Annotated in this window: 17 protein-coding genes; 6 read left to right on the forward strand and 11 right to left on the reverse strand. The window is 36.8% G+C overall.

Annotation, left to right across the window (positions count from 1 at the left end; genetic code table 11):
• Positions 1-292: 292 nt before the first annotated feature.
• From BLE01S_RS13820 to BLE01S_RS13840, 5 genes are all read left to right on the forward strand, one after another.
• A complete protein-coding gene (locus BLE01S_RS13820) occupies positions 293-922 on the forward strand; it encodes a protein kinase family protein (protein ID WP_066143225.1) in 630 nt (209 codons plus the stop codon).
• Positions 919-1,365, forward strand: coding sequence for a DUF6376 family protein (locus BLE01S_RS13825; protein ID WP_066143228.1), 447 nt, complete (start codon positions 919-921; stop codon positions 1,363-1,365). The genes BLE01S_RS13820 and BLE01S_RS13825 overlap by 4 nt, the downstream gene beginning before the upstream one ends.
• An 86-nt stretch (positions 1,366-1,451) precedes the next feature.
• On the forward strand, positions 1,452-2,447 hold the full coding sequence (locus tag BLE01S_RS13830; RefSeq protein ID WP_066143231.1) for a zinc-binding dehydrogenase: 996 nt from the start codon (positions 1,452-1,454) through the stop codon (positions 2,445-2,447).
• A 126-nt stretch (positions 2,448-2,573) separates the two neighbouring features.
• Positions 2,574-4,544 (forward strand): DUF2207 domain-containing protein, encoded by a 1,971-nt coding sequence (locus BLE01S_RS13835; RefSeq protein WP_066143236.1) that lies wholly within the window; start codon positions 2,574-2,576, stop codon positions 4,542-4,544.
• Between the two features lie 183 nt (positions 4,545-4,727).
• Entirely contained in the window at positions 4,728-6,656 is a 1,929-nt protein-coding gene (locus BLE01S_RS13840; RefSeq protein WP_066143238.1) for a DUF2207 domain-containing protein, read from the forward strand.
• Between the two features lie 51 nt (positions 6,657-6,707).
• Here the strand turns inward: BLE01S_RS13840 and aspA are convergent, their stop codons facing one another.
• Positions 6,708-8,135 (reverse strand): aspartate ammonia-lyase, encoded by a 1,428-nt coding sequence (gene aspA, locus BLE01S_RS13845; RefSeq protein WP_066143240.1) that lies wholly within the window; start codon positions 8,133-8,135, stop codon positions 6,708-6,710.
• 270 nt (positions 8,136-8,405) lie between these two features.
• A complete protein-coding gene (gene uxaC / locus BLE01S_RS13850; protein WP_066143242.1) occupies positions 8,406-9,821 on the reverse strand; it encodes a glucuronate isomerase in 1,416 nt (471 codons plus the stop codon).
• Positions 9,822-10,044: 223 nt separating this feature from the next.
• Here uxaC and BLE01S_RS13855 point away from each other — a divergent pair, with 223 nt between their 5' ends.
• Positions 10,045-11,034: a LacI family DNA-binding transcriptional regulator gene (locus tag BLE01S_RS13855; protein ID WP_066143245.1), complete on the forward strand. Its 990-nt coding sequence runs from the start codon at positions 10,045-10,047 to the stop codon at positions 11,032-11,034.
• Positions 11,035-11,058: 24 nt separating this feature from the next.
• On the opposite strand, the gene BLE01S_RS13860 is transcribed toward BLE01S_RS13855, so the two are convergent.
• The 9 genes from BLE01S_RS13860 to BLE01S_RS13900 all read right to left on the reverse strand — a co-directional run bounded on the left by BLE01S_RS13860 (position 11,059) and on the right by BLE01S_RS13900 (position 21,566).
• Positions 11,059-12,399 (reverse strand): MATE family efflux transporter, encoded by a 1,341-nt coding sequence (locus BLE01S_RS13860; RefSeq protein WP_066143250.1) that lies wholly within the window; start codon positions 12,397-12,399, stop codon positions 11,059-11,061.
• 71 nt (positions 12,400-12,470) lie between these two features.
• On the reverse strand, positions 12,471-13,442 hold the full coding sequence (locus tag BLE01S_RS13865; RefSeq protein WP_066143253.1) for a formylglycine-generating enzyme family protein: 972 nt from the start codon (positions 13,440-13,442) through the stop codon (positions 12,471-12,473).
• Between the two features lie 55 nt (positions 13,443-13,497).
• Positions 13,498-14,397, reverse strand: coding sequence for a sulfite exporter TauE/SafE family protein (locus BLE01S_RS13870; protein ID WP_082788735.1), 900 nt, complete (start codon positions 14,395-14,397; stop codon positions 13,498-13,500).
• 287 nt (positions 14,398-14,684) lie between these two features.
• The gene (locus tag BLE01S_RS13875; RefSeq protein ID WP_066143448.1) at positions 14,685-15,755 is read right to left on the reverse strand and encodes a Gfo/Idh/MocA family protein; all 1,071 of its coding nucleotides are present in this window, start codon (positions 15,753-15,755) and stop codon (positions 14,685-14,687) included.
• Between the two features lie 118 nt (positions 15,756-15,873).
• Positions 15,874-16,734, reverse strand: a complete 861-nt coding sequence (locus BLE01S_RS13880; protein ID WP_066143256.1) for a sugar phosphate isomerase/epimerase family protein — start codon at positions 16,732-16,734, stop codon at positions 15,874-15,876.
• Positions 16,721-17,743, reverse strand: coding sequence for a Gfo/Idh/MocA family protein (locus BLE01S_RS13885; protein ID WP_066143259.1), 1,023 nt, complete (start codon positions 17,741-17,743; stop codon positions 16,721-16,723). The genes BLE01S_RS13880 and BLE01S_RS13885 overlap by 14 nt, the downstream gene beginning before the upstream one ends.
• Positions 17,744-17,820: 77 nt before the next feature.
• Positions 17,821-18,981, reverse strand: coding sequence for a Gfo/Idh/MocA family protein (locus BLE01S_RS13890; RefSeq protein ID WP_174521728.1), 1,161 nt, complete (start codon positions 18,979-18,981; stop codon positions 17,821-17,823).
• Between the two features lie 47 nt (positions 18,982-19,028).
• Entirely contained in the window at positions 19,029-19,898 is an 870-nt protein-coding gene (locus tag BLE01S_RS13895; protein ID WP_066143267.1) for an AraC family transcriptional regulator, read from the reverse strand.
• 264 nt (positions 19,899-20,162) lie between these two features.
• The gene (locus BLE01S_RS13900) at positions 20,163-21,566 is read right to left on the reverse strand and encodes an MFS transporter (RefSeq protein WP_066143270.1); all 1,404 of its coding nucleotides are present in this window, start codon (positions 21,564-21,566) and stop codon (positions 20,163-20,165) included.
• Between the last annotated feature and the right edge of the window lie 214 nt (positions 21,567-21,780).

Here is a 21,780-nt window from a genome sequence, read left to right on the forward strand (position 1 = left end):
CTTTAAAAAATACGAAAATTACTGAAGACAGCCATATTTGACAGATGAAGTTCATATATCTATAATTAACAACGTTAATCTTAAATAATTTCTTCCGTATAAGGGGAGTAGCTATACAATAAAGTCGTCAATACAGGATGTTAGATCCTCGGCTTTATTGGCAACGTATGTTGTTTGCGAGACCTTACCGATTTTTTTGGTAAGGTCTTTTTATTTTCTTAAAAGGCGTTATTACCAAAATCGGTAATAACGCCTTTTTTTATTTAAATGAAGGATGAAGGAGGGCCACATTATGAGCCTTTTCGAAAAATTAGCGCAGAGCATAGTCATTGGCAATAAATGTAATAGACCACTAATCATAGGGTATGATGACAGTTTAACCCTTGCAGGAGTTGGAAGGAGTGCTTTTGTATTTAAGATTCAGCATACAAACAAGGTGATAAAAGTTTTTTTCCCTGAACACCAGCATCTCGCAAAAGAAGAAGCTGAGGTGTATAAAGACATCCAACATATCGATTATTACCCTGTTCTCTATGAGGTTGGTATGAATTATATCGTCATAGATTATATTGATGGCTACACATTTTTTGAATGTCTAACTAAGGGGATTGAAATTACGGAGGAAGAGATCAAAAAAGTGGATCTTGCCTTAACATTGGCAAGAAAGCAAGGGTTAAATCCTTCGGATATTCATTTGCGCAATATATTAATCACTTCCACTAAGGAAATAATATTGATTGATGTAGCCCGCTTTCGACAATTAAAAACGTGTAATCAATGGTTAGATTTAAAGATTGCTTTCTATCGCTTTTATACAAAGCGCTTTTTCCCTAAAAAAATTCCCGCATTTATTCTCAATTGTATCGCCGCTTTATATAAATTTTTTCACAGAAAAAATATAATTACTGGAGGAATCTCATGAAAAAAATCATTGCTGTTTTCGGACTATTATCTATGATAATCCTTAGCGGTTGCTCACTAATTGAAGATGTAAATCATTCACTTGATTACGTAAATAAAGGAACGGATTATATTCATACTACACAAAGTTTTGCTAATGAATTACCCACTCTTGCTCAAGATGCTATTGCAAATAAGGAAGCAAGGGAAGATTTAGAAAGCAAGCTCCAAGCAATGAAGGAAGAAATACAAGCATTTAACGAAATTGAGGCTCCTTCCATCGCATCCGATATCCATAACAGCATAGTAAGCTCTAATAAGAAATTGGAAGAAGGAATTGACTTATATTTAAGCCACATTGAAAACGGAACATTTGATACAGATTTGCTAGAAAACTCGGAGATAATGACTACAATTACTGAACTTAACGAGTTAAAAAATCAAATAGAAGAATTAGGTTTATAAAACCCTACTTTTTATTAAAGTTAAAAAGTAGAGTATGATAAAAATGACATCATTTTTTAAAATGCATTTTTAATGGAGGGATTGATTTGAAAGCAATTGTACATGCAGAGAACGCTGGAGTTGCAGGACTTTCTTATCGTGAAATGGAAGAAATGCTTCCTAATGTTGGAGAGGTAAGAATCAAATTAAAAACGGCTGGGCTTAATCACCGCGATTTATTTGTATTGAACCGCCATCTACCGACTGATCCACCATTAATTATTGGCTCTGACGGGGCTGGAATAGTTGATGCAGTCGGGGAAGGAGTTACAAATGTTCAAATCGGGGACGAGGTGATTATAAATCCAGGCCTCGGTTGGAAAGAAAATAGCGAAGCACCCCCGAAAGAATTCGATATAGTTGGTTTACCTGGGCACGGAACATTTTCTGAAAAAATCATACTTCCAGCCGAAAATGCAGTTCCGAAACCTACACACTTAACATGGGAAGAAGCAGGGGTATTAGCTCTTCCCGCACTAACAGCTTATAGGGCCTTATTTACGAGAGGAAAACTTAGCGCTGGAAAGACATTATTGATCCCAGGTATCGGTAGTGGAGTAGCTACATTTATTTTACAGTTTGCAAAAGCAGCAGGTGCGACCGTATATGTCACTTCACGATCGCAAGAAAAATGCCAATTAGCACTCGAACTAGGTGCAGATAAAGCAATTGATAGTAATGGAGATTGGGATCAAGCTCTATCAGGAGAAAAAGCTGACCTTGTCATTGAATCCGTTGGGGCTGCTACTTTTCATAAATCACTTAATCAACTACGTCCTGGGGGAACGATCGTTGCCTTTGGAGCATCAGCAGGAGATGAAATTCAGCTAAATTTACGTGACTTTTTCTATGGCCAGTTCAATTTACTTGGCTCAACGATGGGCAGTGCAGAGGAACTGAGTGAGATGATTGATTTTATAGAATCACATAAAATAAAACCTGTCATCGATCAATTTTTCACACTCAATCAATTTGAACAAGCTTTTGAGCGTCTAAATAAAGCAGAACAATTTGGAAAAATCGGCTTCTCTATTAAAGATTGATAGCATACGAATAAAAAGGACAAAGCCTAATGCTTTGTCCTTTTTACTCTAAGCCCTTATTCCTATAGATTTTTCCCCTTCTTCAAGATATGATTCTATTGAAAATGTTGTATGAGGAGGAGCCGTTTGAAAAAGCTACCTATCGTTTTTTTATGTATATTCTTTATTGTTTTCACTTTTACATCACAAACATCCGCACGTTCTCTCTCTATCGACGATGTGCATATACGAGCATTAATTACACCTGACGGTAATCTACTTATTAATGAAATGTTTACCTATACATTTGATGGTTCCTATAAAAATGTGAGGCGCTCTGTTCATAAAGCACATCATAATGGTGTGAAGGAATTTGAAGCATATGAGTTGATGAATCCAAATGCCTCACTTGAAGCCATTGATAAAAATGATATGCGCCAACTGGATGTTCATCCAAACGACAATCATTATACAGCTAATTTAGCTGTTAAAAATGAAAGTAAAAAAGTCGTGTATGTATATATTCTTGAGAACGCAGTGAGGTCTTATGAAACATATAGCGATGTGACAGTTCCCTTTTTTGGAACAGACAGTAATCATGATACAGATATACAAAATGTCACAATTGATTTTGTATTTCCAGATAAATTAAATTCTAATACATACCATGCTTTTCTTCATGATGAAGAAGGATATGTCGTTCAAAAGACAGAAGAAGTCGTTCGGTTTTTCACACCAATTTCCAAGATGCGTAGGTTGACAGAACCACGCATTTTATTTCCTTCATCTATTATGACAGGACAACAAAAAGGAAAGGAACCGATATCATTAGAAAAAGCATTACAACAGGAAGAAAAAGCAGGAATATCTGTTAATGCAATAAGTGACACACAAGAAATATTTACTCACTTTCTTTTCCTGTTATCTGGATTATTTATAATAGCTGCTGGCTGTTTACTTCTGCTACCTCAGCGTAGATTAAGAAGCCATGCTCGTCCTGAAGATTTACTGAAATATGACCCATTTTATTTGTACATCATTGATCGGGTTGCTGTAAAAGATCCATACGCATTATTAGCAGGTGTTTATTCTCTTGTAGAAAAAGGTTGTGTGACAGTCCGTAAAGCTTCTACCCTCACTCGATTTCAAAGGGATCCTGGTGCACCTAAAAATACACTCGCATTTACCTTTCATCCTTCAACTACTCCTTTATCCGAAAGCGAAAAAGGTTTACTTGACTGGCTATTTACGAGAAAACAGAAGTTAGGGCAAAGGTTTTTTTCCCTTAATAATATATACGGTGCAACGAAAAAGGAAAAGGAAGCAAAAGAGATAAACGGATATTTCCGAAAGCGAATCAAACATTTACATCAGGAAGATAATTGGTTCCGCCAGGTTCTTCTTGAGTTAAAAGAGAGACAATTGATTAGTGGCTGGTTATATCCTATTTCTACCCGTATCTTAATAGCTTTGGTGCTTATTTTAACAACTTACACCTATTTTATTAAGGCATCATCCGGTTTTGGAATTATTCTTTATCTCATTGTTTCTGTTTTTTTGCTCAGAAATGCATGGACTTCTTTAATAAGAAAACAAGTCTTGGCTTTTTTCTTTGTCACTATGATCACAGGTTGGATTTTCGTAGAGATAGAATTTATTCTCCCATTCACACTATTCATTTGCGCAATGATCATCTTTTATTTGACTGTACCTCGTTTTATATTATCGAGAGAAGCTGCTGAAGTAAGAGCGGAAATTCGTCATTTCAGAAAGATGATTCGCAAAGAGGGTATTCCTTCTAGTATAGATGAATCCAAATTGGATAAATGGATGATTCGAGCTGTACTTTTGAACGTAAAAAGGTTTGAGCTAGATATGAATCAATTCAAAAAGCCGATGGATGAATTTATACTAATAGCACCGATGAGCGCTCTTGTTTTTAATGGTGAGGACCCATCCTCTTACTTATTAAAAACTTGGAAATGGAGCATGCCTTTCGTTATGCGGCCTTCGGTAAACAAAAGCTCTGGAAAAAGGAATAATAGCGATAGTGGCGGTGATGGATTTTCCAGTGGTGGGGATAGTGGCGGTGATGGAGGAGGGGCAGGAGCGGATTAACTTCCTTAACTATTGTCGAATGATCCTTATATATAAATAATTAGAAAAGCATACTAACATTAGTATGTTTTTTCTTAATGATAATCGCGATTTTCACCAAATTACTGTTTTAAGTCATTCTCCCTATGGAAATTACCTCCAAGTCAAGCTATGCTTTAGTGGAAACATTCGAGGAGGTATCATTTGAAAAAGCTATATGTATGTTTTTTGCTTATATTTTCTTTTTCTATTATTTTTGTCACACAAGTTTCTGCACGTTCACTTTCTATTGATAAGGTGGATATTAAATCAACCATTTTACCCAATGGTGATTTGCTAATGAAGGAAGCTTTTACATACACTTTTAAAGGTAATTATCATGTCGTTAGACGATCCGTGCATAGTGGACATCATAATGGTATTTTTCAATTTCAAGCCTATGAGCTCCTTAATTCGGATGCTACTCTTGAAACAATGACTCAGGAAGACCTTAGTCAGCTAGAAGTCTCTTTAGAAAACAATCGATATTTTGCTACTCTTCCTGTTAAAGATGAAAAGAAAACGATCGTTTATTCCTATACACTTAAAAATGCGATAAAGTCATATAATTCATATAGTGATTTAATCATTCCTTTTTTCGCGGAAAATAAAAATCATGACATCGATTTACATAACGTAACGATCGATATTATTTTCCCTGAAAAGTTAGACCCGAATACATATCATGCATTTTTCCATGATGAGAAAGGTGAAGTAATTCGGAAAGGCGAAGATTTCGTCAGGTTTTCCACTCCGGTTTCTAGGATGTACCGATTGACGGAAATACGTCTCCTATTCCCTTCTTCCATCATGTATGAGCAGCAGAAACTTCCTGATCCAGCACCTCTAAAGGAGACCTTAGATTTAGAAGAAGCATCGGTTCCAAAGGAGATAATTTCTGAAGAAGAGGATATAGCTAAAGCTTATACTACTCAGAGAAAAATGCGAAATTCATTCGAAAGAATGCTACCTATTTTTTCAGTTGCGCTCGGAGTACTAGCTATTCTATTGCTTTTACTTCCACAGCGACTTGTAAGAAGCAAGACTACTTCAGAAAAATTACTAAACTATGATCCACTCTACTTATATATGATCGATAGAGAAGGTACCAAAGATTCCTATGCCTTCTTTGCTGGTTTGTATTCCCTTGTTGAAAAAGGCTATGTATCAGTGAAAAAGATCCCAACGTCTAGACGTATACAAAATGACCCTGAGGCACCAAAAAATACACTCTCTTTTATCTTTCATCCATACAAAGTGAAATTAGCAGAAGGTGAAAAACACCTAGTAGATTGGTTATTCATAGGTAAGCTTAAACAAGGAAATCGCCTTTTTTCATTAAATAATATCTATGGCAGAACAAAAAGGGAAAAGAAAAACAATGATTTCTCATATAGAGAAGAGTTAAATATTTTTCATAAAGATGAGAGTATTTGGTTCAACAATTTGATAGATAAAATGACACAAACAAAAATGCTAGGTGGTAAATTATATTTGATCATTGGCCGCATGTTTATGATTATTGCCACGTTATCCGTTATAGCCGGATATTATACCCATTCAGGTTCTGGGTTTTGGCTTATCATGTATCTTATCTTTGCACCCTTTTTAATACATGAAGCATGGGTTAGAAAAAGTAGAAAACGAATTTTAACTTATTTCTTCCTTTCTATATTCGCTGGATGGTTAGTAGTTGATTCAGTGGTTTTTCCTGAAATCTCCCTATTTATTATCACCTTGGCTATCGTATTTTTCTTCACACCACGCTATATTCTATCGAAGGAAGCGAGAGAAGTTAAAGCAGAAATTCGACATTTCAAGGCAGTTCTTAGTAGTGAGGGTGTTCCTAGCGATGTATCGGGAGCGGAGCTGGAGAAGTGGGTTACAAGAGCTATCCTGTTAGATGCGAGGAAGTTAAGCCAACATGCGACTCACTTATCTATAGTAGAAATGGATAATTCTCTTCACCAGCCCCTAACTGATTTGTTTATATCTGGTGAAGAACCCACAAGCTACTTAATAAAAACGTGGAAGTCGAGTGAGCCTTCATTAACTTCGCAATTTTTCGATGCATTAAACACTAGAACTAATTGATCAGAAACATAATACCTCGAAACGGATAAGTCCGTTCGAGGTATTATTTGCTTACTTTCCTAGTAATGTTGCACCAGAAATACCCGGCTCCGTCATTTCAAATGGATTTAATATTTGATCTAGCTCCACTTCTGTTAAGGCTCCTTTTTCAAGGCAAAGGTCTTTTACAGATTTACCGGAAACAATTGCTTCCCGTGCAATTTTAGCTGCTGTTTCATAGCCAATATGTGGATTAACAGCAGTTAAAATACCAATGCTTGAGTCAACATAATGTTTCATTTGTTCTTCATTTGCTGTAATGCCTGTTACACAGTAATCAGTAAAGACTTTAAAACCATTATTCATGACAGAAATAGATTGTAATAAGTTAAAAACTAGTACTGGTCCCATCACATTTAATTCAAATTGACCTGCTTCTGAAGCAAGGCTAATCGTATGATCATTACCATTCACTTGGAATGCAATTTGATTAATCAATTCCGCCATCACAGGATTAACTTTACCAGGCATGATCGAAGAACCCGGTTGTCTTAATGGCAGGTTAATCTCAGCCATACCCGTTTTTGGTCCAGATGCCATCAGCCGAAGGTCATTGGCAATCTTTGACATATTCAACATACAAATTTTCAATGCGGATGATACTTCTGTATATTTATCTGTATTTTGTGTCGCGTCAACTAAATGTTCCGCTGGTCTGATTGGAAAACCGCTAATTTCAGCAAGATGGGTAACAGCGGAAATAATGTAATGTGGATCCGCATTTAAACCAGTTCCAACAGCTGTCGCTCCTAAATTTACCTCATATAAATTTTCACGCGTTTGCTTAATTCTTTTAATATCGCGAGTAATCACACGGCTATACGCTGCAAATTCCTGGCCAAGCCTAATCGGCACAGCATCTTGTAAATGAGTCCGTCCCATTTTAATAACCGTGTCAAATTCTTTTTGTTTTTCAGTAAATACTAAGCGCATGTCTTCCATTGTCACTAGTAATTCTTCTAGTTGACGAAGCACTGCGAGGTGAATGGCAGTTGGAACGGCATCATTCGTAGACTGTGACATATTCACATGGCTATTAGGACTAATATAAGCATAATCCCCTTTTTCTTTTCCAAGCAGCTCTAGCGCACGATTCGCAATTACTTCATTTGCGTTCATATTAATGGATGTGCCAGCACCACCTTGAATCGGATCAACAATAAAATGATCATGCATTTGACCTGCGATAACCTCATCAGCAGCTTGTGTAATTCCTTCCCCTAAATGATGTGCTAGCATACCTACTTCTACATTTGCCAGAGTAGTTGCCTTTTTCACCATTGCAACAGCCTTAATTAAATCTGGATGTATTCTGTATCCAGTAATCGGAAAATTCTCGGCAGCTCTCAGTGTTTGAATTCCATAATAAGCATAAGAAGGTACCTCTTTCGAGCCTAAAAAGTCTGATTCTAGCCTTACACCTGTTGTCAATGTTGTCATCTGTCTTTCCCCCATTTAAAAGTGCATAGCTGATTGTTGTTCTCTATAGTGAAATACTGAGCATAAGAAAGCTACGCACATATTAATTTAGCATATTTTCGCACAATTCCAGAATTTACAAACGGACCCGGATCACTTTTGTAGCGATCCGGGCTCAGATGTATATCTTATATTATAACCTAACAGCCTATTTTGAAAATAGCAAGTCCTCAAAATTCTTTTTCCTTTAAGTTTAATTGTCTGATATTTGTCGAAATCTTCATTCGTATATTACTTGTTTACTCTATCAAACTGAAAGTATTCATTTGCGTTGTCATAGCAAATACCTTTTACGATTTTTTCAAGCATAACCATATCTTTTGGATATTCGCCATCTTCTACCCATCCACCGATTAAATCACAGGTAATCCGTCGGAAGTATTCATGTCTCGTGAAGGATAGAAAACTTCTTGAATCGGTCAACATTCCGATAAAACGGCTGAATAACCCTAGATTAGCAAGAGCCTTCATTTGATCAAGCATTCCGTCTTTTTGATCATTGAACCACCAAGCTGTACCAAACTGGATTTTCCCAGCAACTCCACCACCTTGGAAATTACCAATCATCGTACCAAGCACATAATTATCTTGTGGATTCAAAGAATAAAGAATCGTTTTTGGAAGGGCATCTTCTCTTTCTAGTGAATTCAATAATTGTGATAATGGTTTTGCTAGTGAACTATCATTAATGCTATCATATCCTGCGTCAGCACCAATTTCATTAAACATTTTCTCATTATTATTACGTAAAGCATTCATATGATACTGCATGACCCACCCAAGTCGTGCATATTCTTTTCCGATATAGGTAAACGTGAAAGACTTATATTTTTTCTCTTCTTCAAGGGTAACCTTTTCACCACTAAGCCCTTTTGCGAAAATAGTAGCTGCTTCCTGAACTGTGCAATCTTCATACATCACAGTGTTTAGTGCGTGGTCGGAAACTCTACCACCCATGGAATGAAAATACTCCATTCGAGCACTTAATGCATTTAAAAAGTCTTCGTAATGTTCAATTGGTTGTCCAGAAGCTTCTGCAAGCTTTTGTACCCAATCAGCATAACCATCAAGATTAATTTCAAGCCCTTTGTCAGGACGGAAGCTTGGAAGCACTTTAACATCAAAATCTGTCTCTGATTTTAAATTAGAATGATATTCCAATGAATCTATTGGATCATCTGTCGTACAAACTACTTTTACATTTGACTTTAGAATCAAATCCCTCGCGCCAAAGCCTTCTCCATTTAGCTGTGCATTTACTTGTTCCCAAATTTTTGGTGCACTTTCTTCATTTAAAAGCTCGTAAATGCCAAAGAAGCGTTGAAGTTCCAAATGTGTCCAATGATGAAGTGGATTGCCAATTAACATGGGAACGGTTCTTGCCCAAGCAAGAAACTTATCATAATCAGCCGCATCACCTGTAATATATTGTTCTTCAATTCCGTTTGCGCGCATTACTCTCCATTTATAATGATCTCCATAAAGCCAAGCTTCCGTAATATTTTTAAAGGTTTTATTTTCGTAAATTTCCTGCGGACTTAAGTGGCAATGATAATCAATAATAGGCATATCTTTTGCGAAATTATTATACAGTTCGATTGCCGTATCATTATTCAATAAAAAATTCTCATCCATAAATTTTTTCATATTATTCACCCGTATCCTTTTATTTTTCAACGCATAAATAACAACGTTGTTATTTATATTCAATTTTAAGATATTTATGACAGGAATACAAGCGCTTTCTTAAATTATATCGGTGAATGAATGCCACCCTCTTACCCATTTCCCTATTTTTATCTCCACCAGTTTAACAACGTTGTAAATTATGCTATGATATGTACAAATTAACTTAAATGAGTGATTATTCATGACGATAACAATAAAAGATATTGCAACAGCCGTGGGAGTGAGCTATTCTACTGTTTCAAAAGCATTAAATGATAGCCCTCTAGTTAAACAGGAAACGAAAGCTAAAATTATAAAAATTGCTAAAGATTTAGGATATGAACCTAATTTTGCAGCTCAGCGTCTCGTAAAAAAGGAATCGAAGTTGATTGGTCTTGCTTGGCCAACCTTAGATAGGATGGCTCATTCAGTATTAGCTACAAAAATAAATGAGGAATTCACTAAAAATGGATATTCTATGATTCTATCTATTAATTCCATTCAAACTTCTTTAGATATTTTCAAAAGATATCAAGCAGATGGTGTCATTATTTTTGACGAGGAAAGCACCAAAACGGTTCATGCCTTAACTACAATACCGATCGTTTCATATGGTGTTGGAAAAGGAAAAGACTTCCCTATTGTCGATGTAAACTATCAAAAAGCGATGTATGCAGCGGTAGAATATTTAGCCAAGCTAGGTCATGAAAAGATCGCCTTCATCGGTGACTTTTCGCCTATTGATGATAGGCAAATCGAAAAATACCGTGGGTTTCAAAATGCCATGCAGCATTTTGAGCTTTCATTTTCTGGCGATAACTTGATTAACACAGCGGGTTTGAGTTGGTATGATGGCTATATTGCAGCGAAGCGCCTTTTACAATCAGCATTTATTCCGACTGCAATTATTGGTACAAGCTATGATATTAGCGCGGGTATTGTTCGGGCCATTCGTGAAGCAAATTTTATTATCCCAAAAGACATTTCCGTGGTCAGTTATGATAATATCCCGCAAATGGGAAACATGGAAATTCCCTTAACAAGTGTTGGTGTTCCTGTAGATGTCATGGCTAAACAAATTGTTCAAACGATTCTACGTGCTATTCAAAATCGTCAAGATGTTCCGCTCATTCAAACACTAGATCCACAGTTAACTGAACGAAACTCTTGTGCACATGTCCGAAATATATAAGTGGGGTTTCCCCCACTTATATCATTAAGAAGATTTTTCAAATAATTCTTTCCTTCTCCATTTACCGTATTTATAGTAAACGAAAGCAAAAACACTCCCAATCATGAAGCTAATTGCCATACCCATACCAACTCCCTTTTCACCGAAAAAACGCACAAATAAATAGGTTAAAGGGTAGCGTAAAATCCAGAATGAGATAAAGTTTAGTACCAATACTTGAACCATTGCTCCTGAAGCCCGCACGATTCCATTCCAAATGAAATTAAGACCTAAAAATGGATAGAAAAAAGCAATAATTTTAACATATTCCGTACCAAATGCTACAGCTCCATCTTCCGAAATAAACATACGGATTCCTTTATCCGCAAATAGAAAGATAAAAACAGCTGCACAAAGCATAGCGGCTAAGTTTAATAGAATGGCATAGAAGGAGATTTGATTAACCCGCTTCCACTTGCCTACAGCAATGTTTTGTCCAGCCATACTATTTACTGCTGTACCCAATGCATGTGCTGGTAACATAAGAATACTATCCAGTCGCTGTGCTGCCCCAAATCCCGCAACTGCGTTGTCACCTAGTGAAGTAACTACACTCATAATTGCAGCCATACCTGCTGAAATAACCATCATTTGCAAACCCGCAGGAAGTCCCTGTTTTAAAATCAGAGCAACCTCAGCTTTATTAGGGATTTTCGGCACCGAAAATGGAATAAGTTTATAATGTATACTAACAAAAAGTCCATATAAGAAAGCTAATCCTTGCGCAACAACCGTCGCATAGGCAGCACCTTCGATCCCCCAATCGAATATATGGATAAACAATGGGTCAAGGACCGCATTTAAAATTACAGCCACCGTTACAAAACGAAGAGGTGTTTTACTATTTCCCATTGCCCTAAAGACAGTCCCAATAAAGTTGTATCCAAATAGAAAAAGAATCCCTATAAAGTTAATTTGTAAGTAGCTAACAGCATCTACAATCATCGATTCTGGGGTGCCTAGTAATAATAGTATAGATTCAGCAAATATAAAACCTACTACACCAAGAAGGATCGACATGCTAGCCAAAACTACTGTAAAAGCATTCACATAACGTTTTAATTGCTGCGAATCTGACTTTCCTTTCAATTGAGATAGGATCGTCAATGTAGCATTATTGACGCCAATAATAAAAGATAAGACAGTAAATATCACCGTACTAGATACAGCTACAGAACCAAGTGCATCGGCACCAATTAGATTCCCTACCCATAAACTATCAATAAATTGATAAGAGACTTGAAGCAGATTCGTTAATAAAATCGGCGTCGAAAAAACAAGCAGTTGCTTCCATATGCTTCCACTCGTAAAATCTTGTTGCCTCATATAATTTAACTTCCTTTCCTTCCATAAACATCATAAATAAGAGCAATTATATTACGTTACAAATAAACCCTTCATCTAATATCTTTCACACAACGGAATCCTAGATTCCCAGTTGAACTATCTGGTGTATTCGAAGTCCTGGCAGCTACTCTATATCTATTGCAATACGAATCGTGGCAAAGATAAGACCCGCCTCTCATCGATCTAGTCTCACCTTGAGGTGGTCCCTGTGGGTTTTCTTTCGTATCGAAGATATGGAAATTAGGGCTGAAATAATTTTGGCACCATTCCCATACATTACCCGACATATTATAAAGCCCATAACCATTTGGCTCAAATACTGATACAGGAGCAGTACCTAAATAGCCATCTGCTTCCGTATTTTCTTTTGGAAATTGACCTTGCCAAATATTACAAACATGTTTTTCCTCAGGCATTAAATCATCGCCCCAAGGATATCTTTTTTGTGTTAATCCACCACGTGCTGCATATTCCCATTCCGCCTCAGTCGGTAGTCTTTTCCCAGCCCACTGGCAATATGCTTGTGCATCATTCCATGAGATATGTACAACAGGGTGGTCTAAACGATTTTGAATATGAGAGCCTACCCCTTCTGGCTGATACCAATAAGCACCTTCCACCACACTCCACCAAGGCGTCCCGGACACAACCTGTTTCACCGACTTTGCTATTTCCTCAGAAAGGAGTTTATAAAAAACAAAGGACCACCCATATGTTTCCGCATCCGTTTTGTACCCCGTATCTTCAACAAACTCTTTGAATTTCAAATTGGTTACAGCATATTGATCCATTAAAAAGTCTAGAATTTTCACATTTCGAATCGGCCCTTCCCCATCAGCCTGATTACTATCAGCATCATCTGTACCCATTAAGTATTCTCCACCAGTTATAAGTACCATGTCTTCAGAGCATTTCTCATATTCTGTCGTGCGTTCTATAGGGATATCCGAATGACGATAAGAAGAAGCTTTGACAACTGAACGATCTACGGAACAGCAAGACTGTTTATCAATAGATTCCATACATTTCACCTTCCATCTTAAAATATCAATATGCTTGTTATTTATATAAATGAATTTATAGCAAACTCTCAATGAAATTATATATATTCAATACTAAAATCCCCATCAGGGTAAGATTGAATATCTTTTCAACTTGTACATTATTAAACTTCACAGATAACACGGCACCAATTAAACCACCAATCACACCACCAGCTACCATCAATCCTAAAATCGATAAATCAATAGTCGAAAAACCACCTGTAATTCCTGTAATGGCTAGGGAAGAAAGCTGGGAAAAAAATATAATAAATATCGAGTTAATCGCTGACTCCTTTGCAGTCATGGAAAAAGCCAATGCTAGAACTGCAACATTCAATGGACCACCACCGATTCCTAAGAAGGAAGCAAGTGTACCTAATCCAAATCCAATAATAAAAATAAGTGCGATATTCTTTAATTGATATGTTCTTATTCTCTCTATATTTTTCACAGACAAATAAATAATGAACATTAAGCAAGCTAACATTCCAGATTGAATAGTCGTAATTAATTCATGGTTCACTATGGAGCTAACAAGATAGTTAAATATAATCTTACCAATAAAGCCCCCAACGATAGAGCCTGCTGCTAAAATAATACTAACTTTCCCTTTTATCTTTATGCCAGAGTGAGCAGCATTTAATAATGAAACACAGGCCATTGCAAACACCGTCGCAGCAGATAATACACCAATCGCTGCAACATCATAATCGCCAAGAAAATCGAGTGCCGGCTTAATAATAACTCCTCCACCTAATCCCGCAATTGATCCGACAATCGATGCTAATAATCCAACAAAAAAATAGATAATACTAATATCGGCCGACCCCCATCCTGTAAAAATAACTTGTTGGCTAAACCTATAGGTCGGTTCATTATAAGTTAAACTTATTGAAACAAGAAAATGCCCAAATAAAATAAACTTTACTGCCATCCTTAGCTAAACTTTCTATCAATAAATTTATCATTAACAGACTAAATGAAAGCCCTATCTATCTCTTTTATTGTATCATGAATTGTAATAGAACCTTAACATTACCACACATAGATTACCTAAACTTTCCGCTTAGCATAAAGATGCAATAACGCAGAAATAAATAAAACCGTAGAGAATATTGTCTCTCTACGGTTTTTCCTATCTATGTGATATTCCGAGCTAGAAAACCTTGTTTATTCGTTGATGTTATCATTCTGTTCGCCCGCCGCCACTATATTATTCTGTTATTCCAACCGGACAGCTTCCTTTTGAGCAATCAGACAAAGTTCCGCTGCTTTAAAGGCATGTGCTTGTGTCATTGCATTTTCCGTGCGATTAATACAGTCTAGGATAAGCTCTCCAAAGAAAGGAAAACCTATTTTCCCTTTCACAGAATGGTGATATGTGCCTTCTTTATTAGATACATACACTTGATCACCTTCATCATCACGTGCAATATCAATGTATTTTCTAATCTCAATATACCCTTCTGTTCCCAAAATAAATGTACGTCCATCACCCCAAACCCCTAAGCCGTCTGGAGTAAGCCAGTCTACTCGGAAATATTGTGTTGCTCCATTTTCGCCAACGATCATACAGTCTCCAAAGTCTTCCATCTCGGGGAACTCTTTCACAGTATAATTCGCCACTTGGCTTCTCACGACTTCTGCGTCTGTATTCCCACTGAAGTACAAAAACTGTTCAATTTGATGGCTTCCAATGTCGCATAATATTCCACCATACTTTTCCTTTTGAAAAAACCATTCAGGCCTTGATGGTGCGTTAAGCAAATGTGGTGCAAAGTTAGAAACTTGAAGCACGCGACCAATCGTGCCTTGCTTAATCAAATCTCCTGCATATATTGCACTTTCCACGTGCAGGCGCTCTGAAAAATAAACCATATATTTTTTCCCTGTCCTTTTTACAGCCTCTTTAGCTGCTTCCAATTGCTCTAATGTTGTAAAAGGTGTCTTATCTGTAAAATAATCTTTTCCACTTTCCATTACTCTAATGCCAAGTGGACCGCGATCAGACGGAATTGCCGCTGCAGCAATAAGTTTTACTTCATCATCTTGTAAAACTTGCTCCGCACTATCCGCTACCTGCGCTTGCGGAAAGGATTCAATGAACTTTCTCACCCTTTCTGGATCTGGGTCATACACCCATTTTAAAGTTGCACCTGCTTCTACTAATCCATTACACATCCCGTAAATATGACCATGGTCTAAAGACATCGCAGCAATAACGAACTCCCCTTCAGCAACAACATGGTTCACTTCACCTTTTGGCGCATAATTCATTCCATCCTTCTTCATCTTCATTAACTTTCCACTCCTTTTTTATTTTAAGTTTGCAAAGTTCTTTCAGATAGCGCAAAATGACTGCACTTATTTATACAGTCATTGCGCTTATATAATGTAGATTGTTTCTCACTTAAAACCAGTCTGCATACCCTAATTTTCTTAAGTTTTCTGCAGAAGTTTCTAAACAGTCAAATGGGTCGCGGCCATACACATCATCTTGTTCAACTAGGAAGTATTTTGACCCACTTGCTAGGCCCGCATCGATAATCGCTTTCATGTCAAGGGAACCTTCCCCAACTTCCGCAAATTCAACCACATTGGTGAATACCTGCATGAATTTACTTCTATCTCCATCCGCCAAAGCAGCCATATCTATTTGTCCAATTCGGTAATCCTTCAAGTGTAATAAAGAGATACGTCCTTCAAATCTATTAATAACATCAACAGGATTTACGCCACCTCTATGAATCCAGTGAACATCCAACTCAAATCCGAGTTTAGACGTTTCTTCTTTCATCATATCTAGTAAATACTTTCCATCATATTCTTGGAATTCAATATGGTGGTTATGGTAGTACAACTCTATTCCATGCTCAGCCAATCTCTCTGCCATAGCTTCTGCTTTTTGAATGAAACCCATGATTTTATCTTTATCACCAAGTACATTAAACGGCAACATTCCAATCCGAATAAAGTTACAATTCAATGTTTTACAGTCGTTAACAATTTTGTCAAAATCATTTACCAATGTCTCACCAGCCATACTTGCCATGACAGGCTCAAGTGCAGCAGAAGTTGCTGCAATCTCAATATCAAAATCTTCACTTGCTCTTTTTAACTCAGATACATTTTCTTCTGTCATTGGTATTTGCGATACCTCTACTGCACGATAACCAAGCTCTTTCACTTTTCTCATTGTTTCATAGACACCAAGTTCTTCAACTTTACCTTTTAGCATCATCATTTGAACACCAATTTTACCTTTTGTCATACCCGTATCCCTCCACCTGTATTTCTCTTTTTTCTGCTGAAGACTGGCGAATCGCATCAATCATTTGTATGGAAGTGAATCCTTCCTTCGCATGTATATAGTCGTCTGTGTTATTTTTAATAGAGTCATAAAATCTATTAATTAGTTTATTATGGCTAGCACCGTAGTAAAACTTCGTACCTGGTAGCTTTGCGTCCTCAATCAACTCTTCCTTCCTACCTTGGTCATTCACTTTTGTTAAAATACTATCTTTTATAGTAAACTTACCTTGTTCAAAAATGACCTGAAGTTCGACACTGGAATTGCCCACATTCGTATTCGTCGCAAAAAACAATCCTTTTGCCCCGCTTTTAAATGTAATATTTGCTGTTGCTGTATCTTCTACTTCGATGCCATAATCTAAAAGTTGATCAATGGAGCCTCTGATCTTATCCATACGGCCGCCAAGTAGCTGCATTAAATCCAATGTATGAAGCGCTTGATTAATCATCACTCCACCGCCTGCAAGCTCCAATTTCCCTCGCCATGGCTTCGCGTCATAATAAGACTTCGGTCTAGCCCACGCGACGATCCCTTTTAAACCAAGCATTTCTCCATACTCTCCACTTTCAACAAGCTCTTGCAGCGTTTCAACTGTCTCATTTAAGCGATTTTGCAGGCAGACGCACATTTTCACGTCCTTATGTTTCTCCTCCAATTTCACTAGGGCTAGTCCCTCTTCTACATTTAACCCCATCGGTTTTTCCAGAAATACATGAACACCCTTCTCCACACAAGCTTGTGTCGCTGGATAGTGAAGATAATGTGGCAAACAAATATGCACACAATCTAAATTTTCATTATCAAGTAAATCATGATAATCGGTGTAAAAGTTTATGTTTGGTACAGTATTTTTTAATCCTATATCTATATCACATACCGCCACCAGTTCAACATATGGGTTTGCTTGTATAGCCGGTATATGAATATGGGAAATATCCCCCAGACCAATCACCGCTATTTTTAGCATCAGCCCAACCTCCCCTGAAAAACTAATCCATAACCATATGGCTATGAATTAGTTTGATTTTCATTCATTTGCTGGATTTATTTTTTAATGGGATTCTTTTTCTCTTCTTCTATCTTTCTATTTAATTCAGCTAGATACACTTCTTCATCCACTGGAATTTCTACTTCTTTGCCTAACCAACTTGATAAGTGAATGGCGTTTGCCAATGCTACTCCATTAATACCATCGCTTCCAGGAGCAAGTAATGGTGCGCCTTCTACAATATTTGCAGCAAAATTTTCCAACACTGCAATGTGTTGCCCTCCCCATACACTTTCAAACTCTAATACCTCTTCTGTATAAATATCTGATAGACTTCCGCCAGAAAACACTTTCATTGCATCTGCCCAACTCATGTTTGCACTCAATTCAGACTCAGGTTTAGTAAGGCGTTTAATCGTAATCTTTTTACTATCATCGACAACAATTTTCCCTTTATCCCCTAGGATCTCAAAACGGTCTGTTCCAACGATGTCATGTGTAGCAGTAATAAATACTCCAGTTGCGCCGTTTCCATAGTCGAGCATTGCAGTTACTTCATCTTCTACACTGATGTTCCGTTGGTAGCCGTATTTTACATTCGAATAAACCTTTTTAGGCATACCACAAATCCATTGAAGCAAATCAAGCTGATGTGGTGCCTGATTCACTAGTACACCACCGCCTTCGCCTTCCCATGTAGCTCTCCATGAGCCTTGATCATAATAGCCTTGTGGTCTCCACCATGTGGTAATAATCCAATTCGTCCGGCGAATTTCACCAATTTCACCATTATCAATAATTTCTTTTACTTTTTGATATAATGGATTTGTCCTTTGGTTGAAGAAAATACCAAACGTGAGTTCAGGTTTAGATGCTGCAAATTCATTTAGTTCTTTCACTTGTTTCGTGTACACACCAGCTGGCTTTTCTACTAATGCGTGGATATTTCTCTCTAAAGCATTGATACCAATTTCAGGGTGTAGATAATGAGGTACCGTTGTAACAACAGCGTCAATATCTCCACTCTCAAGCATCTCAATATAATCGTTATAGAAAGGCACATCTGGGTATTTTTCTGCAGCAAGTTCCTTTTTTGCAGGGTCAATATCACAAATAGCTCCGATCACCATGTTTTTAACTTTTCCTTCTCCGATAAAACCAGCATAAGTTCCACCTTGAGCTCCTAATCCGATAATACCTAATCTTACGTTTTTCAAAACCATCACTCCTCATCATATATTTATTATTTCCATTTCTTAATAAGTTACATTTGCTTCTTTTTCCGAAATTCAGAAGGGGTCATACCTATTTTCTGCTTAAAAAAGCGACTGAAATGAGCTGGACTTTCAAACCCTGATTCGACGGCGACTTCTGAAAGTGTTTTCTCAAAGTTCATTTCCAACTCATATCTTGCTTGATTCAATCGACAGGACATGACATAATCCATCACTGTTATTCCAGTTACTTCTTTAAAAAGTCGGGATAAATAAAACTTGCTTATATTCAACTCAACGGACAGTTCATCTAGAGTGATCTTTTCCTTAAAGTGCAGATTGATGTATTCCGCTATTCTTTCAACATGCACATCTTTTTCACTCTTTTTCATTGTGAGTGCTTGATTCTCTTTTTTACTCAATTTAAAGATTTGGACAAGTAAGGTCACTAAGAACATTTTTATTTCAGCTTCAACTTCACGCAAAAGTTTCCGCTCATGATTTTCATTTATATACGATCTATCATCATTTGTAAGACGATCCATTTCTCGCATACACGTTAATATAGATTGGCGCTCTCTCTCTTCTTGTCCACGAAGTAAGGTATTATTCATCTTTTTAAATGGTGTAAACAACTCTGGCATTTGTAACGAATTAATTACTGGTTTAATCCAATCTGGTGAAAAGTGAACAACACTTCGTTCATACGTTTCAAACGGCGAAGGATTTGCCCTATGCGAAGTTAGCCCATTCATGATTATGATATCTCCTGGTTGTAGATCATAAATTTTATTATGAATTAAGTATTTACAGTCTCCACCATGAAAATAATAAATTTCAAATTCTGAATGAGAATGGAAATCTAACGTTTGCCCACCAAGGGATTTCATTCTGTAATTGGAAATCATCCTTTCATCCATTCAATCACCCCGCTTTATATGTATCAAACCTAGTTGTAAGGGCTTACCATATAGTTATATAATATCGAAAACTTATATGTAAGACACTATCTCACCATGCCCTTTTACGGGAGATACTTGACTAATATTGCTCTCTATACAACAATATATAACACAAATACATTATTTATAATAACTAATTCCATCTCATAGTGATCAAAGTTATAACTAGTATTGATAAAAGAAGATAGTCCTTTAACTATCTTCTTTTATGGTATAAATTATTTAAATTTTTCTTTTTTCCGCTAAGTCAGCAGCCAATTGATTTGTACGTTTTTTATTCAATGGATATAAGAATACTAAAATTAAGAAAATTACTAGAAAGATGATTGCTGGCACCAAGGTTGCTAGCTTATGAATACCCTCTAAAGCATCTTGTGTTTGCATTTCACGGGTTGCATCATATCCAACTGCCGCAATCGCTAAACCACCGACGCCACCGGCAATTGCTTGTCCCACTTTACGAGCAAATGAATAAACAGAATATACAGTTCCATCTTCTCGTAAACCTGTTAAGTATTCATGATAATCGATCACATCTGTTACGAATGCCCAAACTACTAGATTAAAGAATCCATATCCAAACATAGCGATGGATAAAATTGCGATAAATGGAGTAGCAGTTAAGTTTGGCAAGAGGTATAAAAGCGCATACACCGCGGCTGAAAGTAATAAACCAGCTGCCGCTACTTCCTTTTTACCATATTTAGTAACCAATGGTTTTACCATTGGAATAGCAATCAATACAGTGGCTGTTTGGAGAAACCCTACAATACTTAACGCTTTTGCATTGCTGAAAAAGTCTTTAAACAAGTATACGTTAACTGCACCGATTAGCATAAAGCAAACCATGAAAATAAGAGAAGCGATCAGGATCCAAATTAATGGTTTGTTTTTCACCAAGCCTTTTAATGTCTTTCCTAAATTTCCTTTTTCTTTTCCCCCTTCTGGCGCAACAATTCGTTCAGTTGATAATTTATAACATGCCATGTAACAAGAGATAGAAAGAATACCGAAAATGATTGCTCCAAGAAGAAAACGGTTTGCATCAGCCTTATTATCTACAAATAAAATAAGCGGTCCTGCTACATTAATAATTAAGCCTGCCAAATTGGCACCTAAAGTTCTATATGTGGACAATGTTGTCCGTTCAACTGGATCACTTGTAATGACAGATGCCATGGAGCCATATGGGATATTAACTGTACTGTATAATGTTCCCCATAAAATATATGTGACAAAAGCATATGCTAGATAAAAACCATTAGACATACCCGGAATATGCACAAACATTAAGATACCAGAAATCACAAGTGGGAAGGACATTCTGAAGATCCACGGTTTAAATTTACCGTGTTTTCCTGTTTTTCTTGTATCAATGAAACGTCCCCATGTAACATCCGCTATCGCATCCCATAATCGCGCAATCATAAAAAGTACTCCGACAGTGGCTGCACTAATATGGAAAACATCCGTATAGTAAACCATTAAAAATGAGGCTACTAGGATAAAAAAGAAATCGTTTCCAAAATCACCAAATAAATAACCAAGTTTATCTCTCATACCAAACTTTCTAATTTCCGGTGTTGTATTTACTTCCATTTCATCTAGTCTCACAGGTTGTCCCATCTTTTATTCCCCCATTATCTTATAAGTGAATTGATTCATCTAGCTTCATCTGATAGGCATCTTAATTGGTCATTCTATAGATACTTTTTCTGATGATATATCCATTTTTTTAGCAGCATTGAAAACTTTGTTCATTTCTTAGTTCGAGTGGTAATGACTTTCATACTAATTTTCTCTGTTTTAGAATACGTAGCTAAACTATTAATCTCTTTTA

Origin of the sequence: Lederbergia lenta NBRC 16444 (genome assembly GCF_001591545.1) — a bacterium.
Classification (GTDB): Bacteria; Bacillota; Bacilli; order Bacillales; family Bacillaceae_C; genus Lederbergia; species Lederbergia lenta.

Bases quoted from the DNA above. Each gene is read 5' to 3' on its own strand.
- BLE01S_RS13820 (WP_066143225.1), top strand. From the start codon at position 293: ATGAGCCTTTTCGAAAAATTAGCGCAGAGCATAGTCATTGGCAATAAA.
- BLE01S_RS13825 (WP_066143228.1), top strand. From the start codon at position 919: ATGAAAAAAATCATTGCTGTTTTCGGACTATTATCTATGATAATCCTT.
- aspA (WP_066143240.1), bottom strand. From the start codon at position 8,135: ATGACAACATTGACAACAGGTGTAAGGCTAGAATCAGACTTTTTAGGC.
- uxaC (WP_066143242.1), bottom strand. From the start codon at position 9,821: ATGAAAAAATTTATGGATGAGAATTTTTTATTGAATAATGATACGGCA.
- BLE01S_RS13855 (WP_066143245.1), top strand. From the start codon at position 10,045: ATGACGATAACAATAAAAGATATTGCAACAGCCGTGGGAGTGAGCTAT.
- BLE01S_RS13860 (WP_066143250.1), bottom strand. From the start codon at position 12,399: ATGAGGCAACAAGATTTTACGAGTGGAAGCATATGGAAGCAACTGCTT.
- BLE01S_RS13865 (WP_066143253.1), bottom strand. From the start codon at position 13,442: ATGGAATCTATTGATAAACAGTCTTGCTGTTCCGTAGATCGTTCAGTT.
- BLE01S_RS13870 (WP_082788735.1), bottom strand. From the start codon at position 14,397: ATGGCAGTAAAGTTTATTTTATTTGGGCATTTTCTTGTTTCAATAAGT.
- BLE01S_RS13875 (WP_066143448.1), bottom strand. From the start codon at position 15,755: ATGAAGAAGGATGGAATGAATTATGCGCCAAAAGGTGAAGTGAACCAT.
- BLE01S_RS13880 (WP_066143256.1), bottom strand. From the start codon at position 16,734: ATGACAAAAGGTAAAATTGGTGTTCAAATGATGATGCTAAAAGGTAAA.
- BLE01S_RS13885 (WP_066143259.1), bottom strand. From the start codon at position 17,743: ATGCTAAAAATAGCGGTGATTGGTCTGGGGGATATTTCCCATATTCAT.
- BLE01S_RS13895 (WP_066143267.1), bottom strand. From the start codon at position 19,898: ATGGATGAAAGGATGATTTCCAATTACAGAATGAAATCCCTTGGTGGG.
- BLE01S_RS13900 (WP_066143270.1), bottom strand. From the start codon at position 21,566: ATGGGACAACCTGTGAGACTAGATGAAATGGAAGTAAATACAACACCG.